Origin of the sequence: Aquirufa regiilacus, assembly GCF_032470275.1 — a bacterium.
Classification (GTDB): domain Bacteria; phylum Bacteroidota; class Bacteroidia; order Cytophagales; family Spirosomataceae; genus Aquirufa; species Aquirufa regiilacus.
Genome location: NZ_JAVNWW010000001.1, coordinates 199,348 through 222,080 on the forward strand (window position 1 = coordinate 199,348; position 22,733 = coordinate 222,080).

A 22,733-nucleotide genomic window follows, 5' to 3' on the forward strand; every position below is an offset into this window, starting at 1 on the left:
GACGGATGATTTCGTATCTTTGGGGCTTAGTTAATTCACTCATCCACCTTATGGCATTAGATGTAATCATCGTCGGCGGAGGCATCGTGGGCCTCGCGACAGCTCACAGATTATTGGAGGCAAATCCTGCATTAAAAATCGCGCTTTTTGAAAAAGAAGCGATGGTCTCTATGCACCAAACAGGTAATAACTCAGGTGTCATTCACTCGGGTTTATATTACAAACCGGGTTCTTTGAAGGCCAAAAATTGCATCGAAGGCTACCACCAATTAATCGATTATTGCCAAAAAGAGGAGATTCCTTTCGAATTAACGGGTAAAATCGTTGTGGCGAGTACCCAGGACCAACGGGTTCAATTGGAGAATTTGTACCAGCGGGGCCAAGAAAATGGGTTGGATGGCTTGAAGAAGTTGAGCTTGGAGGAAATGCGTGAACACGAACCGCATGTGATTGGTGTAGAAGGCATGTGGGTGCCGCAAACCGGTATCGTCGATTACCGTGCTGTTGCTGCGAAACTAGCGCAAGGGATTCAAGCGAAAGGCTGTGAGGTACATTTGGGTGAAAAAGTGATTGACATAACCAAAGGCCTTAGCTATTCCATTGTCGAAACGAATAAAGCGGTATATGAGGCGAAATTGATCATCAATTGCGCGGGTCTATACTCGGATCAAGTTGCGCAATGGACGCAAAAAGAACCTTTGGATGTACGTATTGTGCCATTCCGTGGGGAATATTTTAAGCTCAGAAAGGAAAAGGAATACTTGGTTAAGAACTTGATTTATCCTGTTCCTGATCCCAACTTCCCGTTCTTGGGCGTTCATTTTACCCGCATGATGCGTGGGGGAGTGGAGGCTGGACCTAATGCCGTTTTGGCCTTTAAGAAGGAAGGCTATACGAAATTAGGCATCAATGCGAAAGAACTTTGGGATACCTTAACTTGGCCAGGATTCCAAAAAGTAGCAGTAAAATATTGGGAAACGGGTCTCGGTGAAATGTACCGCAGTTTCTCTAAAGAAGCCTTTACCAAAGCCCTTCAAGGATTAATTCCTGAAATTCAAATCGATGATTTAGTCGAAGGGGGTGCCGGTGTTCGAGCTCAAGCGTGTGATCGTAGTGGAGGCTTACTCGACGATTTCTCGATCGTACAAGATGAGAAAGTGATTAATATTTTAAATGCGCCTAGTCCCGCAGCGACTTCATCTTTGTCGATAGGCAAGACGGTGGCGGAAATGGCTTTGGGGCGGTTTGAGTAAAGGCGCCTATTTGGGTTTGCCCAGACTGAAGTCTGGGGTTATACGTCGGCTGATGAGGCGATGTTTGCGTTTTTTCCCCCAGACTGAAGTCTGGGGTTATACGTCGGCTGATGAGGCGATGTTTGCGTTTTTTCCCCCAGACTGAAGTCTGAGGTTGTACGTCGGCTGATGAGGCGATGTTTGCGTTCTTTCCCCCAGACTGAAGTCTGGGGTTTTTATAACCCTAGGCTTTAGACTAGGGACCCAACCGTAAGGTTGGAAAATGTAAAATAATAACATGAAATTACTACTTAAATACCTTACTCAATACCGCTGGCGCGTTTTCGCTGCCTTGGGACTTGCTGCGACCAACCAGATTTTCTCCTTGATGGATCCCTATATCTTTCGGAAAATCATCGATGATGTAGCGGCGGTCTATCACGCGGAAACACATACGATGTCTCAATTCGTGGATGCCATTTGGCCTTTAGCCTTAGCTTCTGTGGGAGTTGCTTTCGTGAGTCGGGTAGCGAAGAACTTTCAAGACTACATGATTAACACGGTTACCCAAAAAGTGGGAGCCAATTTATATTCGGATGGAATCCGACATTCCTTGGAATTGCCGTATGAGACCTTCGAGGATCAGCGTTCTGGCGAGACCTTGGGTAAATTGCAAAAGGTAAGAGTCGATGTAGAGAAATTAATCACTTTGGGGATTAATATTCTATTCCAATCGGTCATTGCATTGGTTTTTATTTCCATTTATGCATTCTCGGTACACTGGATGGTGATGCCGCTTTTCCTAGTCACGGGACCTTTGATTGCCTGGGTTTCTTCTGTCTTAAGCAAGAAAATTAAAGTCATTCAAATCGAAATAGTCAAAGAATCTACGGGTTTAGCGGGCTCTACCACGGAGTCTTTGCGCAACATCGAATTGGTGAAATCACTCGGTTTGGCAGAACAAGAAATAGCTCACTTAAATGCCACGACAGAGAAAATTCTTAAATTGGAATTGAAAAAAGTGCGTTATGTGCGCTCTATGGCCTTTGTTCAAGGTACCTGCGTGAACTTATTACGTATGCTGATGGTGGTCGTTTTGATTTACCTAATCTATAAAGGCCAAATCACCATCGGGCAGTTTTATTCTTTGAACATCTATTCGTTCTTCCTATTTAATCCCTTGCAAGAGATTGGAAATGTGGTGAACACCTTCCGCGAAGCGGAGGTTTCGCTCCAGAATTATGAAACAATCTTATCGATCCCAAGCGAAAAGAAACCGGAGAATCCCAAATCAATTACGCACATTCAGGATTTGACTTTTGATCATGTCTCTTTCCAACATCAATCTGCGACGCAAGAAGCCTTGTCGGACATTTCTTTCCAAGTTAAAGGTGGAGAAACCATTGCTTTTGTAGGGCCATCGGGGGCGGGAAAATCAACCTTGGTGAAATTATTGGTGGGCTTGTACCGACCGAAAAAAGGTCAAGTATTCTACAATGGTGAAGCGGGTGATTCGATTGATTTCGATCAATTACGTAAGAAAATTGGTTTCGTTACCCAAGACACCCAATTGTTTTCAGGGTCCATTCGGGAGAATTTATTGTTCGTAAACCCGAATGCCACGGATGCGCAATGCATGGAGGTATTGGAAAAAGCGGCTTGCCAAAGTTTGTTGGCACGGGCCGACAAAGGCTTAGACTCCTTGATCGGAGAAGGAGGCGTAAAAGTGTCTGGCGGAGAGAAGCAGCGTTTAAGTATCGCTCGCGCCTTATTGCGTGATCCCAACTTATTGGTTTTCGATGAGGCGACTTCGGCTTTGGACTCCTTGACCGAAGAGGAAATCTCGGAAACGATTCGTGCGGTTTCGCAAGCTTCGGAGCATTTGACAATTTTGATTGCGCACCGTTTGTCTACGATTATGCATGCGACACGTATTTATGTGTTGGAGAAGGGAAAAGTCGTTGAATCGGGGAATCATGATAGTTTGCTGGCCGACAAAGGTTTATACTATGCCATGTGGCGGCAGCAAGTAGGGGAAAACAAATAATTTATTTTGTAATTCCTTGATTTGCCATATATTGTTTGGCAATCCTTTGGCTTGAACAAATAGGATTGCGTATATTTGTCGTTTGTAAAAATTTAAATTATGTCATTAAATAAATTCTCGAGAACACTTACACAAGAAGTTACGAATCCGGCGGCGAAAGCAATGCTTTATGGCATTGGATTGACTCCTGAGGATATGAACAAGGCTCAAATCGGTATCGCAAGTACAGGTTATGAGGGCAACCCGTGTAATATGCATTTGAATGGATTATCTGTACATGTGAAAAAGGGAATTCAAGAAAATGGCATGGTGGGATTAATTTTTCATACCATTGGGGTTTCTGATGGAATGACGAATGGTAATGACGGGATGAGCTATTCCTTGCCATCGCGTGATATCATCGCTGATTCAATCGAGAATGTAGTTGGCGCACAATGGTACGATGGCGTAATTGCTGTGGTAGGTTGTGATAAAAACATGCCGGGAGCCATGATGGCTTTGGCACGTGTGAATCGTCCGGGTATGTTGGTTTACGGTGGAACCATTCGTTCAGGTTCTTACAAAGGAGAAAAATTAGATATCGTTTCAGCTTTTGAAGCTTTAGGAAAGAAATACGCAGGAAACATTTCCGATGAAGATTACGAAGGAGTTATTCGTAATTCGATTCCAGGCCCGGGTGCTTGTGGTGGAATGTACACCGCAAATACGATGGCATCATCCATGGAAGCGATGGGTTTGGTTTTGCCAAATTCCTCGACGTATCCAGCGACGCATGAAGGTAAAAAAGAAGAATGTTTGGCGATCGGTGCTGCGATGAAGGTATTGTTGGAGAAAAACATTTGTCCGCGCGACATCATGACACGCAAATCATTCGAAAATGCGATGACCGTGGTGATGGCCTTGGGTGGAAGTACAAATGCTGTTCTGCATTATTTAGCGATTGCCCATTCGGCTGGCGTTGAGTTTACGTTGGATGATATTCAAGCGATTTCAGATCGTACGCCACTATTGGCCGATTTGAAACCGTCAGGAAAATACTACATGGAAGATGTGTTGGCGATCGGAGGAATGCCAGCCATTTTGAAATATTTATTACAAGAAGGATTCTTACACGGCGATTGCATGACGGTAACGGGCAAGACCATGGCGGAGAATTTAGCTGATGCACCTGATTTGAATTTTGAGACGCAAAAAATTGTCTATCCGATTTCAAACCCGATGAAACCTACAGGTCACTTGCAAATCTTGTATGGCAATTTAGCTACGGAAGGAGCGGTTGCTAAGATTACAGGTAAAGAAGGTGAGCGTTTTGAGGGAACTGCCAAAGTGTGTGAGCGCGAAGAGGATGTGATGGAATTCTTGTCAAAAGGTGAAATTAAAGCCGGACATGTGGTTGTGATTCGCAACGAAGGCCCGAAAGGTGGTCCAGGAATGCCGGAAATGTTAAAGCCTACTTCCGCCTTGATGGGTGCTGGTTTAGGTAATTCGGTTGCCATGATTACCGATGGACGTTTCTCTGGAGGTACGCACGGATTTGTGGTAGGGCACGTGACGCCAGAAGCACAAGAAGGAGGAAATATCGGTTTGGTGAAAGATGGTGACAAGATTACCATTGATGCGGTCGATAATAAAATCATCTTGCATGTATCAGATGAAGAATTAGCAGAACGTCGGAAAGCATGGAAACCAAAGGTTTCGCCGCATACATCCGGAGTTTTGCGTAAGTATATTAAAAACGTTGCCTCAGCCAGCCAAGGTTGTGTAACAGATTTGTAAAAAATCAACAATTCAATTTTTTTCTAACGCATGAAGGCTTAAATTAGCTATTCATAAGTTGATTAAAGATAAAATAGTAAAAGACCATGGGACAAACCCAAACCCAACCCGCTGATTCAAAACAACCCGAACAGAAGAAATTCTTAACGGGAGCACAGGCTATTATGGAGTCATTGGTCGCGCAAGGGGTTTCAACTATTTTTGGATATCCAGGGGGGGCCATCATGCCTACCTACGATGCTTTATATGATTATCAAGATCGTTTGAAGCATATTTTGGTGCGTCACGAGCAGGGCGCTGGTCATGCCGCACAAGGTTATGCACGTATGCTGAATAAAGCAGGTGTTTGCATGGTGACTTCGGGTCCGGGTGCCACCAACTTGATTACGCCTATCGCGGATGCGATGTTGGATTCAACGCCGATGGTATGTATCGTAGGCCAAGTGAAAGGAAATTTACTGGGAACAGATGCTTTTCAAGAGTGTGATTTGATTGGTATTTCCATGCCTGTAACCAAATGGAATTACCAGGTTATGGATCCTAACGAGATTCCTGAAATTATTGCAAAAGCATTTTACATTGCAGAAACAGGCCGACCAGGTCCTGTATTGATAGATATTACGCGTACGGCTCAATCCGAAATGATGACCGTCCCTTTTGAATATAAACCTTGCTCGACGATTATCTCGTATAAACCGCGTGTGGAGCCGAAGCAAGAACATGTGGAGGCGGCAGCTAAATTGATTAATAGCGCCAAGAAACCTTATATTTTAGCTGGACATGGTGTCTTAATCGCCGGTGCTGAAGAAGAATTGAATGCGTTGGTTGACAAGGCAGGAATTCCGGTTGCGACAACGCTTTTGGGTATGTCGGCGATGGATGCCGATCATCCGATGTACGTAGGCTGGCCGGGTATGCACGGAAACTACGGCGCGAATGTGCTGACGAATTCTTGTGATGTATTGATTGCCATCGGTATGCGTTTTGATGACCGGATTACCGGTGATTTGGCAACCTATGCGAAGCAAGCAAAAATTGTCCATATCGAGATTGATCCTGCGGAAATTGATAAAAATGTGAAAGCGGATGCGCCGGTAGTAGGCGATGCGAAAGCTGCCTTGAAAGCCTTGCTTCCATTGATTAAACCGGCAGAACATTTGGAATGGCGTGCCGAGTTTGATTACTACTTCAAAGAAGAGCACGAGAAAATCACCTTGAAAGATGTTTTCCATGAAGGAGATCAGATTAAAATGGGAGAGGCGATTGCGATGATGTCCGACAAAACGAAAGGAGAGGCGGTTGTGGTGACGGATGTAGGCCAACATCAGATGGTGACGAATCGTTACTATCGTTTTAAGAAAAGAAATTCAATTGTAACATCGGGTGGAGCAGGAACGATGGGTTTTGCCTTGCCTGCTGCCTTTGGTGCGAAAGTAGCCGTTCCGGAACGTGAAGTCGTTGCAGTGATCGGGGATGGAGGTTTTCAAATGACTTTGCAGGAATTGGGTACCATCGCGCAAAGTAAACTTCCTGTTAAGATTATCATTTTAAATAATAACTTCCTCGGGATGGTTCGCCAGTGGCAAGAGCTATTCCATGCGCGTCGTTATTCATTTGTTGAATTAGAAAATCCAGATTTCATCACGATTGCGAAAGGCTTTGGAATACCCGGGCATACAGTAACGGATCGAAATTTATTGAGTGAATCTTTGGATACCTTATTGAATTCAGAGACTCCTTATTTATTGGAAATTGTTTGTGAAAAAGAAGGGAATGTTTTCCCGATGGTGCCTGCGGGCAGTACTGTAACCAACGTAAGGCTCGAGTAATATGTTGATAAATTATACCCTTTCGGTTTTTACCATGAACACGGTCGGTTTGTTAAATCGGATCACGATCATTTTCACGCGTCGTCGCCTGAATATTGAGAGTTTGACGGTTTCGGAAACGGAGCGACGTGGTGTTTCGCGTTTCACGATTGTGATTCGTAGCGAAAACCGTGATGTTGTGGAAAAATTAGTTCGTCAGATCCGGAAGGTGACGGACGTATTAGCGGTGTATGGCTATTTGGATGACGAAATCATCTACAATGAGGTAGCCTTGTTTAAATTGGCGACTCCACTGGGAGGCGAGCCGATTGACGTGAAGACGATCAATCTTGATTGGAATGCCAAGGTGGTTCATTGGGGATTGGAATACGTGGTGGTAGAGAAAAATGGATCCGAAGAAGAATTAGGCGAATTTTATAACTACTTGAAAAAGTGGGAAATTTTAGAGTACATCAAATCCGGTCGGATTGCCGTAGGTAAAACGGAAAAAGGTTTGGTTGAATTTCTTCCCGAGGGTAATTGGGAAATAGTATAAGCGAAATAGTATATAAATTAAAAAACAAAAAAATGGCAAAGATTAATTTCGGTGGAGTTGTTGAAGACATCGTAACAAGAGAAGAGTTCCCTTTAGAGAAAGCTAGACAAGTACTAGCTGATCAGACAATCGCAGTAATTGGTTACGGCGTGCAAGGTCCAGGGCAAGCGCTTAACATGAAAGACAATGGTCTGAATGTTATCGTAGGTCAACGTAAAGGTAAAACCTATGACAAAGCTGTCGCTGACGGTTGGGTTCCAGGTGTAACTTTATTTGAAATCGAAGAAGCTTTGGAAAAAGGAACAATCATTTGTTACTTACTTTCGGACGCTGCTCAAATCGAATTATGGCCAACAGTTAAGAAATATTTGACAGCAGGTAAGTCATTGTATTTCTCACACGGATTTGGAATCACATACAAAGAGAAAACAGGTATCGTTCCTCCAGCAGATGTGGATGTATTCTTGGCTGCTCCAAAAGGTTCAGGTACTTCATTGCGTCGTTTGTTCGTAGCGGGTAAAGGCTTGAATTCTTCTTTCGCGGTTTACCAAGATGCGACAGGAAAAGCTCGTGAGAAATGTATCGCTATGGCGATCGGTGTGGGTTCTGGATATTTATTCGAAACAGATTTCTACAAAGAAGTAACATCTGATTTAACAGGTGAGCGTGGTACCTTGATGGGTGCTATCCAAGGTATCTTCGCTGCACAATACGAAGTGTTACGTGAGAACGGTCACTCACCTTCTGAGGCTTTCAACGAAACAGTTGAAGAATTGACACAATCATTGATGCCATTGGTTGCTGAGAATGGAATGGATTGGATGTATGCCAACTGCTCTACGACGGCGCAACGTGGTGCTTTGGATTGGTGGAAGCCTTTCCGTGATGCTTCGAAGCCAGTATTCGAGAAATTATATAACTCAGTTAAGACACAAGCGGAGGCGGCACGTTCAATTGATTTGAACTCACAACCGGATTACCGTGTAAAATTAGAAGCTGAATTGCAAGAAATGCGTGATTCAGAGATGTGGAGAGCGGGAGCTGCTGTACGTAGCTTGCGTCCTGAAAACAACTAATTTTAGCTGTATATATTTGAAGTCGCCTGGGTTTAACCTGGGCGACTTTTTTATTGCCCACCTAGCAGTTTTTTGTACATTTGCAGGGCATGGAATTCAACAAATTAACAGAGGTTCCAAGCCTTCATCAAATCAAACAAGCTGCACAACAAATTCAGGACATTGTTCTGAAGACACCTTTGTTGTATGCTCCCCGATTGTCTGAAAGCTTTGGTGCTAAGATATTTTTAAAGCGGGAGGACCTCCAAGGGGTTCGTTCTTATAAGATTCGTGGTGCCTATCATAAAATTTCCAATATACCTGTTGACCTTCGTGCGCAAGGAGTTGTTGCCGCATCCGCTGGAAACCATGCACAAGGTGTAGCGCTCTCATGTGCCTTACTCGGCATTCAAGCGTATATTTTTATGCCAAAAACCACGCCTTTACAAAAGGTAGAGGCCGTTCGTTTTCATGGCAAAGAGAAAGTCCGAATTAAATTAGTAGGGAATACCTATGACGAGGCATTTGCCGCTGCGCAAACATTTTGCCAACAAAATCATTCGATTTTCATTCCTCCATTCGATGATTATGATATCATAGCTGGCCAGGCAACGGTTGCCTTGGAAATTGTGGATCAATTGCCCACACCCGCTGATTTTGTTTTAGTGGCTATCGGAGGGGGTGGTCTTGCGGCTGGGGCATCATTGGTTTTACATGCCCTTTCGCCTCAAACAAAATTAATCGGCGTCGAGCCTGCCTTAGCTCCATCGATGTCGGAGAGTCTTGATGCACATCAGGTGGTCACATTAGACTCCATCGATTCTTTTGTCGACGGAGCATCCGTGAAACGGGTGGGAGAGAAGACTTTTGGGATTTGTGAGAAATCACTTGATCGGATGTTGGTCGTTGAGAAAAAAGTGCTCTGCCAAACCATGTTGGACTTATATCAATATTACAGCATGATTGTTGAGCCCGCAGGCGCTTTGTCTGTAGCCGCACTGGAACAATTGCGCCCAGAAATTGAAGGGAAAACCGTAGTCTGCGTAATTTCGGGAGGTAATTTTGATACAAAACGTTTTCCTGAGATTAGTCAATTAGCAAAATCTTGATTATTTAAAGAAAAATAAAACACTTTTGTTTTTCGTTCGTAAGGACTATTAATCTTAATTTTAATTGATATTTAGATTAATGATTTTAATTTGATATATTATTCCATAATTTTTAGTTTTTTAGTCTAAATCAGCGGTCGTATTTATTTTTGATTTTTTGCTTCGTACTATAAATAAAGCTAGTTTTGTGTTCGATTTAGCAGACAAAACAATATGAGCAACCGCATTCAAATCTTTGATACTACGTTACGTGATGGGGAACAGGTTCCCGGCTGTCAATTAAACCGCGAGGAAAAAGTTGAAGTAGCATTAGAACTCGAGAAGTTGGGCGTTGATGTTATTGAGGCGGGTTTTCCTATTTCATCTCCTGGAGATTTCGCATCTGTTAAAGCGATTGCTGAAGCGATTAAAGAACCTACGGTTTGTGCGCTGACGCGTGCGAAAAAAGAAGATATTGACGCAGCAGTGGAGGCATTAAAACCTGCACGTCATCCGCGTATTCACACGGGAATCGGTGCTTCTGATGTTCACATTAAACACAAGTTCAACTCGACACGAGAAGAGATTATTGAGCGTGGGGTTTGGGCAGTTAAATATGCCAAATCTTTTGTGGAAGATGTTGAGTTCTTTGCTGAAGATGCTGGTCGGGCAGATTTGCCTTTCCTAGCAAAATTGACTTCGGAAGTGATTAAAGCAGGTGCGACGGTTGTCAACCTACCCGATACTACGGGTTATTTATTGCCGAATCAAATGTATGATCGCATTACATATTTATTCGAACACGTAGATAACATACACCAAGCGACTATTTCCATGCATAATCACAACGATTTGGGATTAGCCACGGCAAATACGATTGCAGGGATTCAAGCAGGAGCACGTCAGGTAGAGGTAACCATGAATGGAATTGGTGAGCGTGCGGGTAACACTTCCTTGGAAGAAGTTGCCATGATTTTAAATGTACATAAGGACTTAGGTTATTCGACGGGTATTAATCCCCAATATTTATACCCGACGAGTTGTTTGGTTTCCAATATGATGGGTATGCCTGTACAGGCTAATAAGGCGATTGTAGGTGCAAATGCATTTGCTCACTCATCGGGCATTCACCAAGATGGTTTCTTGAAACATGCCCAAAATTATGAAATCATGAATCCCGAAGATGTAGGAGTACCGTCATCAGCGATTCTATTAACTTCTCGCTCAGGTCGTGCAGCGTTACGTCACCGCTTAAGTTTGTTGGGATTTGATTTTGAAAAACCAGAATTAGATAAGATATATACGCGTTTCTTACTCATGGCAGATGCGCGTAAAATGATTCATGATGAAGATTTAAAAGAGCTAATCGGTTAATTCATTTGTTGGAATCAATACAAAACGAGACATCTTCTGATCAAAGGGGATGTCTTTTTTGATTTTAATGCTTTGGCTCAACGTATTGATTGGTAAAAATAGGTAAGGTTTGCTCGCTTGTTCCACCAAAAGTATTCCCTTTGTAACTATTGCGTATTCACGAATGCCAACTTCGTATGCTGGCAGAGGCTTTAGCTGCATGGCTTGGGGAATTCCGTTAACGGAAGCCAAGTTAATAACTTCAGCAGGAAAGCTATAATGTCCTGATTTCTTCAGCAACTTGGTTTCACGATCGCCTAAACTATATAAGGTATTCGTGTTAAAATAATATGCATTGCTCGCATCAGCGATTAGGCGTGTTCGCAAATTCTCCAATTTTGGTCCTGCCATAACTGTTGAAAGCCCTACCCAAACCACTGCAGGAATCAGTAAAAATAGACGATTAAAGGGCAGTTGGTATAGACTCGGTTGAATCGCCGCGAAATAGCTAATTAAAATAAATACAACACCATAACTCGAAAACCGTTCCGAAAACAAGGCCCCTAAATCGCCAGCCTGTGCATTGCCGCGCCCCAAGGTAATCATGGCACCCACGGCCATCACTTGCAGGAGAATTAGGCTTGAAAACAAGAGTGCGCTGTTTTTTGTCTGATGGTATTTCCAAAGAACAAATAAGCTATTCATTAAAAACAATGCCCCTATGACCATACTGATGTTCAGGTCTTTTTTGACCGCTCCTCCTACAAAAACAATCGTTCCTTTGACCGTAAAAAGTAATTTCTCTACGATTGATCCCGAAGAAGGTATCGTTGCCGGGGATGCATAGCCAATGAAATAGACATAAAAGACAACAGCTCCCGCCAAACCATACAGCCAAACGCGGGAATCTCGAAGGTAAATCAATAGTAGTAGGATGATGGGAATAAAGGCAAGTCCCTCCGTGCTGAACATGGGGTATAGCAAAGAAAGCCAAATGCCCCATGCCCGACTTTTATGATCACTCATCCCGTATGAAATCCAAATGAGGAAAACGAGTGAGGTCGTATGTTGTAAAACCCCAATTAACGCGAAGTTGTCTAGGTTGCCATTGGGCGCGTAAAGTAAACCGACAAGTGCCACCATGTGCCACGGATTTATTTGATTTCGTTGCACTAATTTGGCAAACGGGTATATGACGGATAAGGTTAGTAGATTCGCCCAAATAGTTAATGATTTGAAATCAAAATTCGTTTCGAATAGCGCATAGATGGCTGTAATCAATCTGGCCATCGGTATTCGATGGATGTAACTATGAAACTCGAACGTGCGATTCCAAAATTCCTTGGCTGTAAAACCCGGCAAGTCTGTAAAATAAGCCAAAAACAAGAAGTCATCCCCCCAATTCGGAAAGTTGATTAAATAGCTAAACAGATTATAAAAGTGAGCTAAAATGATGGCGCCACAAATCCCCAATATGAAGCTCTTTTCTAGGTTTTTCATGCACTCACACTACTCGCTAAAGTAATTTTTTCTTGTTCGAGTATCTCCAAAATGCGCATGTTAATTCGCTGCTTGGTTTGTTGGAACACCGACAAATCCTTCGTCTCCACATAAAACATCACAGAAATGTCCAACGAGTAGGCCCCAAATCCTTCAAAGACAACTTTGGGTTCTTTTTTCTTACATAAGTTTTCTTGTAGGATGTCTGCTGTGATCGATTCAATCGTAGCATTGATTTGCGCTGGAGTCGTTTTCAAGTCACAAGTAATGTTGAATTTGGCTCTTCGATAATCTCGCTCAGTCAGGTTTTCCAAAGATTGCGATGTTAATAATCGATTGGGAATAACGATAAGATTTCCATCATTTCCCCTTAGTCGAGTACTGCGAAAGCCGATTTTCTCAATATCACCTGTAATGACTCCCACTTGAATACTGTCGCCCACCACAAAAGGAAGGTCTAAGAATATCGTAAATGAGGCGAATAGGTTTTCGAGTGTTTCCCGCGCGGCCAATGCCAAAGCCAATCCCCCAAGTCCCAATCCCGTGATCAACGCAACCACATCCACCTCAAAAACACGACCCAATAAAACAAAGCCTGCACCCGCGATAATAAATACGAGTGATAGGTCGTTTAAAAATGGAATGAAATGCTGCTTGGATTTTTGTTCGATACCCTGCCATTTCACTTGCGCAACCAATATGCCTACTTTCACTAAGCGAATGATGACCCATGTAATGGTTAATATAAGGGCAGATTCGAATGATTTCGCGATTAAAAAACGAATACCAAAGTTTTCGATCGAAACCCAATGCCACGCGTTTGGTACACGTAAATTTTGTGTGGCAAAATATAAGAAGATCCAGAAAGTTAAAAGCTCAAAGGGTTTTCGCAATTGTTGAATACAATCCTCGACGGTTATGGACGAATCTGTGAAAAATCGAAGGACGATTTTTGAGAAGGAATTGGAGATAATACGTTTGAATGCGAAACCTACTATCAAGACCGACGCGAATAAAATTAAATCAATCGCCGAGTTTTCTAAAAAATACCAATTGCTTAAGCGCTCCATGCGTGATTCTTACATTATGATTTCAAATATAGCTAATATCTTACTCGATTATGAAAAAAATTACGACCTTTGCAGACTTGAAAGATATAAAAGGGAGGAATTTTAACCGCATGATTTACAATCAATTGACTCATTTAAATAAAAAGGTTTTCGTATCGTTAGGGCTTGTGCTCTTTTTCTTTGCCACTTGCTTGCCGAGTACATCTGCACAAACGATCGTTAATTCACCTCTTTCTTATATCGGAATGGGCGAGTTATATACGCCTGAAACGCCTTCTAATTCGATGATGGGTGGAATTGGTGTTTCGAATTCTAATGGTATTTATTCCAATCAAATTAACCCTGCGCTCCTAGTTCGTAATCAGTATACCATGTTTGAAGTAGGTATTAATGCCGAATTGAAAAACATGCAGGATTACCGTCAGCGCCAACAGGCTTTAGGGGGTAATTATCAGTCGGTGAACTTGACTGTACCTGTCCTTCCAAATCGCTGGACCATGTCTTTTGGGGTTCGTCCGTATTCCACGGTTAATTATGAAACGCGTTCTTACCGTCGTTTAAATGTACTGGGTGTAGATAGTTTATTGTATTCCTACAAAGGCGAGGGCGGTGTTAGTAAGCTTTCTATTGCAAATGGAGTTCGAATAGGCAAGGAATTGTATGTTGGCCTAGAAATGGGTTTTCTATTCGGTGCTGTCAACCGCAATGTGGGTACTCAAAACCTTTCGGATGGCCAGTTTTACAAGATACAGTTGGAGAATCAATCTCGTTACAGTGACTTCACATTCAAAGCGGGAGCCGCTTGGCGCAAAGTGTTAAAAGGTGATGTTGTTTTGAATGCGGGAGCAACCTTAGATTTAAGTCCGAGGTTAAATTCAACATTAGTAAAGCGTTTTGTAACCTATGATTTAGGAGGCTTAAACATTATTAATTCGGATACATTAGCAAAATCACAATCGATTACGCAACAATTGCCTGTTTCCACTCGCTTAGGTGTGAGTGTAGAACGCCTTGCACACTGGATGGTAGGGGTAGATTATGTTCGCACCGACTGGTCCAAAGTTGATAATAATTTAGGGCGAAGTGCTGTATTGCCGGTAAGCCAACAAGTATCGATTGGGGCTGAATACACACCTGATTTTGAATCAATTTCGAATTTTTTCAAGCGTGTTACCTATCGGGTAGGCGTAAGCCAAACGACAACTCCGTATGATTTTGTTGGAAATGGTAAGTACGCGAAAGATCAAAGCCTTTCCTTGGGCGTTGCTTTGCCTTTGCGTAATTTCTTGAACTACATCAATGTTTCTTATCAAATCGGGAAGCGTGGTTCACTTACAGATAATCGCTTAGAGGAGCAATACCATCGCGTGGTTGTTGGTTTAACATTAGGTGATATCTGGTTCCGTAAAGTCAAAATTGATTAATCCCATGTTTGGACATTTGAGATTCCTGCTTCTTGTAGTGATTTCTCTGTTGATTTGGTCTTGCCAAAAAGAGCAAGCCGTGGATAATCGTGTCTATCGTGGTCCAAAATCCGAACTCTTGGGTATCGATATGGTTTATTCAGATTCAGGAAGGACCGTTGTGCACATGATTACGGACCAACAAATTACCTCGCCTACCGAAGATCGTATTTACCCTAAAGAAATGAAACTATGGTTTTATGATAAATTGGGGAACGTTAGTTCACAGATTCGCGGGGATTCAGCGCATTTCTTTCGAACAAACAATTCCTATAAATTGATGGGGCATGTGGTCATCAACAATGTGCTAAAAGGTGAAGTAATGAAAACAGACGAGTTTACTTGGTTGCCTGACGAGAAGCGAATTTTTACGACGAAACCCGTATCCATTAAGACTCGAACCGACATTGTGCATGGTGTCGGATTCGATGCGGCACAAGATTTTTCAACGTATTCGCTGCGACACGTGAGCAATTCCGTATTGACAGTTGATGAATTACCGACGAATTAACGACAATTTTTCAATGCAGCTCGTGCCTCGTCAAATGAGTAGATTTTTTTATCGCCCCAGCTGTCTTTCATAAAAGTTACAAGCTCGGCAATATCGATGGCTTCTAATTTGGTATTCGCTGGCATATAACCCGCATAGGATTTTCCATTAACCTTAATTTCTCCTTTCTGTCCTTGTTTGATAATACAAACTAATTGCTGGGGAGCAACGCGCGTCCAAAGGTCTGTTTTGGCCAATGCCGGGTATAGATCGCGTAATCCACTTCCATCGTTTTGATGACAATTAGCGCAATTTTTTTCATAGATCGATCTTCCTTCAACCACATATTGTTGGTACATGATTTCCTCCTTGCTTTGGCAGGATGCGATTAAAATAATCAGGTTGATGAAAAGTAGATATTTCATTATTTTTCGAGTAAAAGGATTTCAATGTCTTCAATCAAATGGTTCACTTCCGCTTCCTGTGTGCCGTCATAAATGCCGCGAACATGTCGGTTTTTGTCGACCAAAATAAATGCGCCGCTGTGTACAAAACCTCCCGCTTCATTCTTGTCTTCTTGGGCTGTTACCATGTAGGACTTTTCGCCAAGTTTATAAATGGCAGCTTTGTCGCCGGTTAGCATATTCCAACGAGGCGATTTGACTTGTAGTCTTGTCGCATACTGTTTCAAAACGCTTGGCGTATCGTACGTGGGATCGATGCTGTGCGATAGGATACGAATAACATCATTCTCCGCATAACGCTCATATATACGTAAGAGTTGTGTTTTCATTTTCGGGCAAATCGTCGGGCAGGAGGTAAAAAAGAAATCAGCGATGTAAATTTTCCCCGCCATATCTTTTTCACTTACCCATACAGAATCCTGATTTAAAAAACGGAATGCGGGAATTTGGTGATAGACTGTGTCTACTTGACCAGCCACAACACGTGTATCTTTAGGACCTAAAAAAGGCAAATTTTTCTTTTCTTGGCAGCTTGCAATGAGTAAGCTTAGGGCCAACAAAACATTAAGGGCGGTAGGCTTTAGCTGCATCTAAACTGGAGTCCGTGATTTTTTGTAATTCTTTTAATTGATTGTATTGATCGCCGAGGTATTCTATTTTCGACTTTACATCCATCTTTCTGAGGCTATCCACGGAAAAGTGATGCATCCAATCCATCATGGCTTGATCCGATTTTGCCAATGCCTTTTTTAGCTTGTTGACATGCACCGAATCTTTTCCGGTCGATAGGCTATCTAATTGTCCTTGCAAAGCAACAATTTCTTCGGTCTTAGGCATCAGTTTGTCATGCAAGCCCATCACTTTTCCTTCTAACTCTTCACTTAATTTTTCCTCTGCCTGGGAGCAAGAAATGAGACCTACGAGTAAGCCCACAACAAGTATTTTATTTAACATGATTTGCTTGGATTAATTTTCTGACATTATCTTTTAGTTCAACGTATCCCTGCTGACCACCTATCATTTTTGCGATTTCATCGACGCGTTCTTCTCCTTTCAATTCGCGTAAACTAGATACGGTTTTTTCTCCCGCATGGTCTTTGTATACATACCAATGTGCAATACCTGCTGCTGCAATCTGCGGCAAGTGAGTAATCGCAATCAATTGGTGACCTTGACTCATTTGTGTCAACATCTGACCAATTTTAATGGCAATTTCGCCGGAAACACCCGTGTCGATTTCATCTAAAATCAAGGTTGGTAATGCGCGTTTCTGCGCTAAAAGATGCTTAATGGAAAGCATCAATCGGCTTAATTCCCCACCGGAAGCTACCTGTTTGAATGGTTTAGGACTAAGGCCTTTGTTGGCTGAAAATAGCAATTGGATTTTATCAATTCCAGAAATACGCATTTCACGCTGCAAATTTTCCCATGCAAGGGTTGCGTTCGGGATGCCTAGTGCTGCGAGCGAATCGGTTAACTGGGCGACGATGGGATTTAATACCTTATTTCTACTCGCACTTAGTGCGAGGGCTGCTTTTTCGGCAGAGGCTTGATTCATCGCTAATACCGCTTTCGCTTTTGCTATCGCTTCATCCATATTGGAGAAACGCGCAATTTGATCATCTAATTGATTGCGCATGTCGATGAGCGATGTAATATCTGTAACTTGATATTTTTGCAAGAGACGATTCAGTAAATCCAATCGCTGTTGTTGGCGTTGTAAGCTTGCTGGGTCCGACTGAAAATCTTCTGCTTCGCGTTCCACTTCGTTGCTCAAATCCTTAAGTTCAATCCAAATGCTATCTAAGCATGCTTTCCAAGCTTCATACGTAGGATCCCATTTGCTCAATGATTGCGTATGCTGAAGTGCCAAGCGCATTTGTTGGCCGATCGATAGTTCATCCAAACTTAGGAGATTGGCTAATCCGGCTAATTTTTCATGTATTTGTTCGGCATTTTCCCCTTTTTCTACGGCGATTTCTAAGCCTTCGAATTCATCTGTTCGTAATTGGGCTGATTCGAGCTCTTGAAACTGGAATTGCATAAAATCAAGCCCTTGCATGCCTGATGCGGCTTGCTTGACTAAATGATCAACGTGTTCTTGTGCGCTCGTGTAGGCTTGAAACGCAAGCGTATAGGAGCTTTTAAGCGTTTGATTTTGAGCGAAGCTGTCGATTAACTCCAAACTAAAATCAGGGTGTGACATCCACCAAGTGTCTTGTTGGGAATGTACATCGATCAATTCTTGGCCAATTTTACGTAATGAATCGAGCGTAACCGGACTATCATTGACGAACGTACGGGACTTTCCTTGCGGATTAATTTCTCTTCGAATAATGCAAGGGTCTTCGAAGTCTAATCCCTCTTCCTCGAATAGCTGACGGATATGGGGGTAATTTGTCAAGGCAAATGTGCCTTCGATGATGCATTTTTTTTCTGGATCGTACAAGGATTTGCTGTCGGCGCGAGCGCCCATCAACAAGGCAATTGCTCCTAATAAAATAGATTTGCCAGCTCCAGTTTCACCCGTTATGACGCTCAAGCCTTCAGAAAGGCTCAAATTGACGGAGTCAATGAGTGCGTAGTTCTGTATGTGTAATTGTTTGAGCATTCGAATAAATTGGAATTCGAATTTACATAAAAAAATCTGTTCGAATTTTTATTTCATCCGATTAAAGGTTTTTGATGAATATTATCAATAATTTGTACCTTTGGAAAAATTTTACGCCTACGTTTATTTAACCCCTACGAAATGAGTGTTTTAGTTAACAAGAATTCGAAAATTATAGTACAAGGTTTTACAGGAACGGAAGGTTCCTTTCATGCAGAGCAAATGATTGCTTACGGTACGCAAGTGGTAGGAGGGGTAACCCCAGGAAAAGGAGGAGGAACTCACTTAGATCGTCCTATTTTTAATACGGTTGCTGATGCTGTTGCGAAAACAGGTGCAGATACATCGATTATTTTTGTTCCACCCGCATTTGCTGCGGATGCAATTATGGAAGCTGCGGATGCTGGTATCAAAGTGATTATTTGTATCACAGAAGGTATCCCAACCAAAGACATGATTGTTGCGAAAGAATATATTCAAAATCACGCATGTCGTTTAATCGGGCCAAACTGTCCGGGTGTTATGACAGCTGACGAATGTAAAGTAGGTATTATGCCAGGCTTTATCTTCCAGAAAGGTCGTGTGGGTATTGTTTCAAAGTCAGGTACGTTGACTTACGAAGCAGTAGATCAATTAACAAAAGCAGGTTTAGGCCAAACGACAGCAATCGGTATCGGTGGTGATCCTATCATCGGAACGACAACGAAAGAAGCTGTTGAGTTATTAATGAACGATCCAGAAACGGAAGGTATTGTCATGATTGGTGAGATTGGTGGAGGCATGGAAGCTGAAGCAGCTCGTTGGATCAAAGCGGATGGAAACCGTAAACCTGTTGTTGGATTTATTGCTGGCCAAACAGCACCGAAAGGTCGTCGTATGGGTCACGCAGGTGCAATCATTGGTGGTGCTGATGATACAGCGGAAGCAAAAATGAAGATCATGCAAGAGTGTGGTATTCACGTTGTATACTCTCCAGCGGATATCGGTGAAACGATGATCAAAGCATTAGCTGGAAAATAATTCAATAAGGATGATTCCTTTTATTCCAAAATCTGCTAGTCATTTTCCGTTGGGGAAGATTAGCAGATTTTTTTTGTTGTTTATCTTATTGCTTTCCTCGGAGTTGAAAGCTGTTCAATGGCAGCATGTTCAACCCTTGGATAAAGCCTGGCTTGTCTATCAGCCTAATTTAAAAACCTTCCTTCCTTACATCCCAGGAAAGCATTACAGTTTTAAGTCCAAATCGCTCGCGATCTCCTTAAATGAATTTCCGAATACCTATTTACGGATGGAATTGGACGGCGATTATGTGCTTTTTATGCAAGGTACCTTTCATAGTCATCTGGAAAAAGGGAAATTGTATCGCTGGTCGGTTGACAGTCTACAGAAAGTCTATCCCGCTGCTGTTCCCTTGTACTTTAGTTTTTATCAAGCGAATATGGCGGGTCTTCCTAAGGTTGTCCTAGTAGAACGAAAAGTTCAAGATGATAATGTCGCAATCACAGATATGATGAATTTGCGCCAACGAAATGCCTATTTATTCAATCAGTTTTTTGGTTCGGCATTTTTGTTAATCTTGTTTTTCTTGGGTGTATTATATGCGGCGTTCCCTCGCTATTTTGCTGCTTATTTTCGTTTCTCCGATTGGATTCATTGGGAAATCAAAGAGGAGGTATTGTTAAAGAATGCCTTTGCGTTCCCTAATTTGTTGGTCATCGGTCTTTTAAGCTTTATCACAGCTTGCTTCTCATTCTACAATGGATTGCTTAATCAATCAAATGATACCTTTTTTGAATCACAAGAGAATTTACAGCGGTTTTTGCCAACAATCGGATTCATCCTTTCACGGACCTTGTTGGGCTTTGCCTTATTTGTGAGTCGGTATTTTGTTTATAAATTATTTACCAATTTATTTCGACTGCCACACATCGCGGAGGCGCATTATTTTAAGTCCGTTCAGGCCAATCTCCAATTCTTTATCGTCTTATTTAGTTTATTGAGTTTATTCTCTGTGTACATGGGGCCCATGTATCCGGTGAATCTAACGTATATTTCGTATGTGATTACAGTCTATTTTGTTGTTCGGGCTGTATACTTTTTTCAAGTATTTCGTCGGAGCTACTCAGTGAATCAATTATCACTACTTGCCTATTTGGTTCTGATGGAAGGTCAAGTAATGGTATTTGGACTACGAGAATTGATTTTTCCGGAATACATGTAGGGGCAGATAATTATTTGAAAAAATTTGTCGTATATTTGCAGGCATTTTCAGTTTGAGGCAAAACGGGAATGATTAATTAGAATATTTCATTATGAGTTTAGTTGCAAATGTTGCTCAACCTGATGTTAAACGGTTGAAAAAAGTAAAAAGTATCCTGGTTACCCAAGCTGCCCCTGCAGATGCGGCTAAATCTCCTTATTTCGAGATTGAACGTAAATACGATGTTAAAGTTGATTTTCGTTCGTTTATCGATGTGAAAGGGATATCCTTTAAGGATTTTAGAAAGCAAAAGATTGATATCTTATCGCATACTGCGATTATTTTCACAAGTCGTAATGCCATTGATCATTTCTTCCGCATTTGTAAAGAAGCGAAGATCGAAGTGCCTGCCGACATGAAATATTTCTGCATTACGGAGCAAACAGCGAATTATCTTCACAAATACATTGTCATTCGCAAGCGTAAGATTTTTACGGGTACGAAGACGGCTTTGGATTTATTAGAAGTGATCAAAAAGCACAAGACTGAGAAATTCATGTTTCCTTGTTCGAACAAGCGCCAAAAAGATTTACCAGATTACATGGGTACAAATGACTTCCAATTAACAGAAGCCGTGATGTATGAAACCGTTTCCGCAGATCTTTCGGATTTGGAAGATGTATTCTACGATGTGATTGCCTTTTTTAGCCCTTCAGGAATTACCTCCTTATTTGAGAATTTTCCGGATTTCAAGCAAAATAATACACGATTGGCCGCTTTTGGCCCTACAACTGCGCAAGCCGTTCATGATGCCGGGTTAATTTTAGATATTCAGGCTCCAATGCCCAACGCTCCTTCCATGACGGGGGCCTTGGAACATTACATCAAGCAAGCCAATAAATAATTGAAAAGCTCCTTTTGGAGCTTTTTTTTGTTAGATGCTATCCCAATAGGCTTATTTTGTTTATTTTTAGCTCAGCTTTTGCTAACTCATCATCATGCAGGGATTTAAACACGTTTTGGGCTATTTTTTCATGTTTTTGCTGATGATCAGTAGCAACATGGGGTTAAATGCACAACAAATGCCCGGCCTAAGTTTGTATCACCTCAATTCGCTTTATTATAATCCCGCTGCCGCTGGTGCAGGCCGGGATGCCTATGTTCAGGCTCAATATCGGAATCAGTGGACATCCTATGAAACTTCACAAGATGGAAATGGGAATCTGGGTACAAGTATCGTGGGCGTATCGCTTCCCTTAAATTTTCAGCACCTAGGCATGGGCTTGCTTGTGATGAATGACAAAACGCCATCGGGTGTGGGCCAACAAGTCATTCGATTGCAAGTAGCGTACCATTATCCACTAAGTAATGGTGCTCAATTTTCCTTAGGACTCGGTTTTGGTATGCAAAGTAAATCCTTCGATGGGCGAATTTTTCGTGTTCGAGACGTTAATGACCCTTTAGCTGTCGAGTTGTCGGGAAAACAGGTGTCACAAGCTGTTCCTAATTTTAATGCAGGGGTACTTTATACTTCCGACTTGGTCGAAATGGGTCTTGGTATTTCACATTTGAATCAGTCGGCCTATGATTTTGGTAGCCCAACGCTGAAATTAAAAAATGAACTTGCGGCGAATATGCATGTAAAAGCAAATTTGCCCCTGAATGATCGATTTGAATGGAGTCCATTTGCTCAGTTGAATTATTACAATGGCGTTTTATTGCCACAATTGGGGGCGAAGGTAATCTTCCAACAACAATTTTGGGCAGGAGGCGGATATCGCTGGGATGATGCCGCTACCGTGATGGCAGGTGTATCATTTCTGAACAATCGTTTGGACCTAGCCTATGCGATGGATTTGTCGGTGATTAATTCAAACGTAAAATCCAATTTGTCGCATGAGGTGATGTTGCGTTTTGTTTTGCCAAGTTTTCAGACTGCCACCCGATTTGTTCCTATCAAGACACCTCGATTTAATTAAGGTATCTTGAAATTGTCACAAAAAAATGGGGATATTGTACA

Annotated in this window: 20 protein-coding genes; 14 read left to right on the forward strand and 6 right to left on the reverse strand. The window is 42.2% G+C overall.

Annotated features, from left to right (window positions below; genetic code table 11):
- Positions 1 to 50: 50 nt before the first annotated feature.
- The 8 genes from lhgO to PQG45_RS00920 all read left to right on the forward strand — a co-directional run bounded on the left by lhgO (position 51) and on the right by PQG45_RS00920 (position 10,936).
- Positions 51 to 1,253, forward strand: coding sequence for an L-2-hydroxyglutarate oxidase (gene lhgO / locus PQG45_RS00885; RefSeq protein WP_315576087.1), 1,203 nt, complete (start codon positions 51 to 53; stop codon positions 1,251 to 1,253).
- Between the two features lie 277 nt (positions 1,254 to 1,530).
- Complete coding sequence (locus tag PQG45_RS00890; protein WP_315576085.1) at positions 1,531 to 3,279, forward strand: ABC transporter ATP-binding protein; 1,749 nt, start codon at positions 1,531 to 1,533, stop codon at positions 3,277 to 3,279.
- Positions 3,280 to 3,378: 99 nt separating this feature from the next.
- Positions 3,379 to 5,055, forward strand: a complete 1,677-nt coding sequence (gene ilvD / locus PQG45_RS00895) for a dihydroxy-acid dehydratase (protein WP_316070119.1) — start codon at positions 3,379 to 3,381, stop codon at positions 5,053 to 5,055.
- An 86-nt stretch (positions 5,056 to 5,141) separates the two neighbouring features.
- Positions 5,142 to 6,884, forward strand: a complete 1,743-nt coding sequence (ilvB, locus tag PQG45_RS00900; RefSeq protein WP_316070120.1) for a biosynthetic-type acetolactate synthase large subunit — start codon at positions 5,142 to 5,144, stop codon at positions 6,882 to 6,884.
- A gap of 4 nt (positions 6,885 to 6,888) precedes the next feature.
- Complete coding sequence (gene ilvN / locus PQG45_RS00905; RefSeq protein WP_315576192.1) at positions 6,889 to 7,419, forward strand: acetolactate synthase small subunit; 531 nt, start codon at positions 6,889 to 6,891, stop codon at positions 7,417 to 7,419.
- Positions 7,420 to 7,451: 32 nt separating this feature from the next.
- Positions 7,452 to 8,495, forward strand: a complete 1,044-nt coding sequence (gene ilvC, locus PQG45_RS00910) for a ketol-acid reductoisomerase (RefSeq protein WP_316070121.1) — start codon at positions 7,452 to 7,454, stop codon at positions 8,493 to 8,495.
- An 89-nt stretch (positions 8,496 to 8,584) separates the two neighbouring features.
- On the forward strand, positions 8,585 to 9,583 hold the full coding sequence (gene ilvA / locus PQG45_RS00915) for a threonine ammonia-lyase IlvA (RefSeq protein WP_316070122.1): 999 nt from the start codon (positions 8,585 to 8,587) through the stop codon (positions 9,581 to 9,583).
- A 213-nt stretch (positions 9,584 to 9,796) separates the two neighbouring features.
- Positions 9,797 to 10,936, forward strand: coding sequence for a 2-isopropylmalate synthase (locus tag PQG45_RS00920; protein WP_316070123.1), 1,140 nt, complete (start codon positions 9,797 to 9,799; stop codon positions 10,934 to 10,936).
- Here the strand turns inward: PQG45_RS00920 and PQG45_RS00925 are convergent.
- Positions 10,925 to 12,415 (reverse strand): hypothetical protein, encoded by a 1,491-nt coding sequence (locus tag PQG45_RS00925; RefSeq protein WP_316070124.1) that lies wholly within the window; start codon positions 12,413 to 12,415, stop codon positions 10,925 to 10,927. The two genes, PQG45_RS00920 and PQG45_RS00925, sit on opposite strands and share 12 nt — an antisense overlap.
- Complete coding sequence (locus tag PQG45_RS00930) at positions 12,412 to 13,485, reverse strand: mechanosensitive ion channel family protein (RefSeq protein WP_316070125.1); 1,074 nt, start codon at positions 13,483 to 13,485, stop codon at positions 12,412 to 12,414. Before PQG45_RS00930 ends, PQG45_RS00925 begins: the two co-directional genes overlap by 4 nt.
- A gap of 50 nt (positions 13,486 to 13,535) precedes the next feature.
- Between PQG45_RS00930 and PQG45_RS00935 the strand changes: the two genes are divergently transcribed.
- Together PQG45_RS00935 and lptC are read left to right on the forward strand one after the other, a co-directional pair.
- Positions 13,536 to 14,909 (forward strand): hypothetical protein, encoded by a 1,374-nt coding sequence (locus PQG45_RS00935; RefSeq protein ID WP_316070126.1) that lies wholly within the window; start codon positions 13,536 to 13,538, stop codon positions 14,907 to 14,909.
- Positions 14,910 to 14,913: 4 nt separating this feature from the next.
- Entirely contained in the window at positions 14,914 to 15,459 is a 546-nt protein-coding gene (gene lptC, locus PQG45_RS00940) for an LPS export ABC transporter periplasmic protein LptC (RefSeq protein WP_316070127.1), read from the forward strand.
- On the opposite strand, the gene PQG45_RS00945 is transcribed toward lptC, so the two are convergent.
- From PQG45_RS00945 to recN, 4 genes are read right to left on the reverse strand one after another with little or no spacing between them, the layout of a single operon-like run.
- Positions 15,456 to 15,863 (reverse strand): c-type cytochrome, encoded by a 408-nt coding sequence (locus PQG45_RS00945; protein WP_316070128.1) that lies wholly within the window; start codon positions 15,861 to 15,863, stop codon positions 15,456 to 15,458. The two genes, lptC and PQG45_RS00945, sit on opposite strands and share 4 nt — an antisense overlap.
- A complete protein-coding gene (locus tag PQG45_RS00950; RefSeq protein WP_315576067.1) occupies positions 15,863 to 16,414 on the reverse strand; it encodes an SCO family protein in 552 nt (183 codons plus the stop codon). The genes PQG45_RS00945 and PQG45_RS00950 overlap by 1 nt, the downstream gene beginning before the upstream one ends.
- A 52-nt stretch (positions 16,415 to 16,466) precedes the next feature.
- Positions 16,467 to 16,856, reverse strand: a complete 390-nt coding sequence (locus tag PQG45_RS00955; protein WP_315576066.1) for a hypothetical protein — start codon at positions 16,854 to 16,856, stop codon at positions 16,467 to 16,469.
- A complete protein-coding gene (recN, locus tag PQG45_RS00960) occupies positions 16,846 to 18,513 on the reverse strand; it encodes a DNA repair protein RecN (RefSeq protein WP_316070129.1) in 1,668 nt (555 codons plus the stop codon). Before recN ends, PQG45_RS00955 begins: the two co-directional genes overlap by 11 nt.
- Positions 18,514 to 18,654: 141 nt before the next feature.
- On the opposite strand from recN, the gene sucD reads away from it, so the two are divergent.
- The 4 genes from sucD to PQG45_RS00980 all read left to right on the forward strand — a co-directional run bounded on the left by sucD (position 18,655) and on the right by PQG45_RS00980 (position 22,692).
- Positions 18,655 to 19,533 carry a succinate--CoA ligase subunit alpha gene (gene sucD, locus PQG45_RS00965; protein ID WP_315576062.1) on the forward strand — a complete coding sequence of 293 codons (879 nt, stop codon included), beginning with the start codon at positions 18,655 to 18,657 and terminating at the stop codon, positions 19,531 to 19,533.
- Positions 19,534 to 19,543: 10 nt separating this feature from the next.
- Positions 19,544 to 20,734, forward strand: a complete 1,191-nt coding sequence (locus tag PQG45_RS00970) for a hypothetical protein (RefSeq protein WP_316070130.1) — start codon at positions 19,544 to 19,546, stop codon at positions 20,732 to 20,734.
- Between the two features lie 91 nt (positions 20,735 to 20,825).
- A complete protein-coding gene (locus PQG45_RS00975; RefSeq protein WP_315576058.1) occupies positions 20,826 to 21,617 on the forward strand; it encodes a uroporphyrinogen-III synthase in 792 nt (263 codons plus the stop codon).
- A 94-nt stretch (positions 21,618 to 21,711) separates the two neighbouring features.
- On the forward strand, positions 21,712 to 22,692 hold the full coding sequence (locus PQG45_RS00980; RefSeq protein WP_315576056.1) for a PorP/SprF family type IX secretion system membrane protein: 981 nt from the start codon (positions 21,712 to 21,714) through the stop codon (positions 22,690 to 22,692).
- Positions 22,693 to 22,733 lie beyond the last annotated feature (41 nt).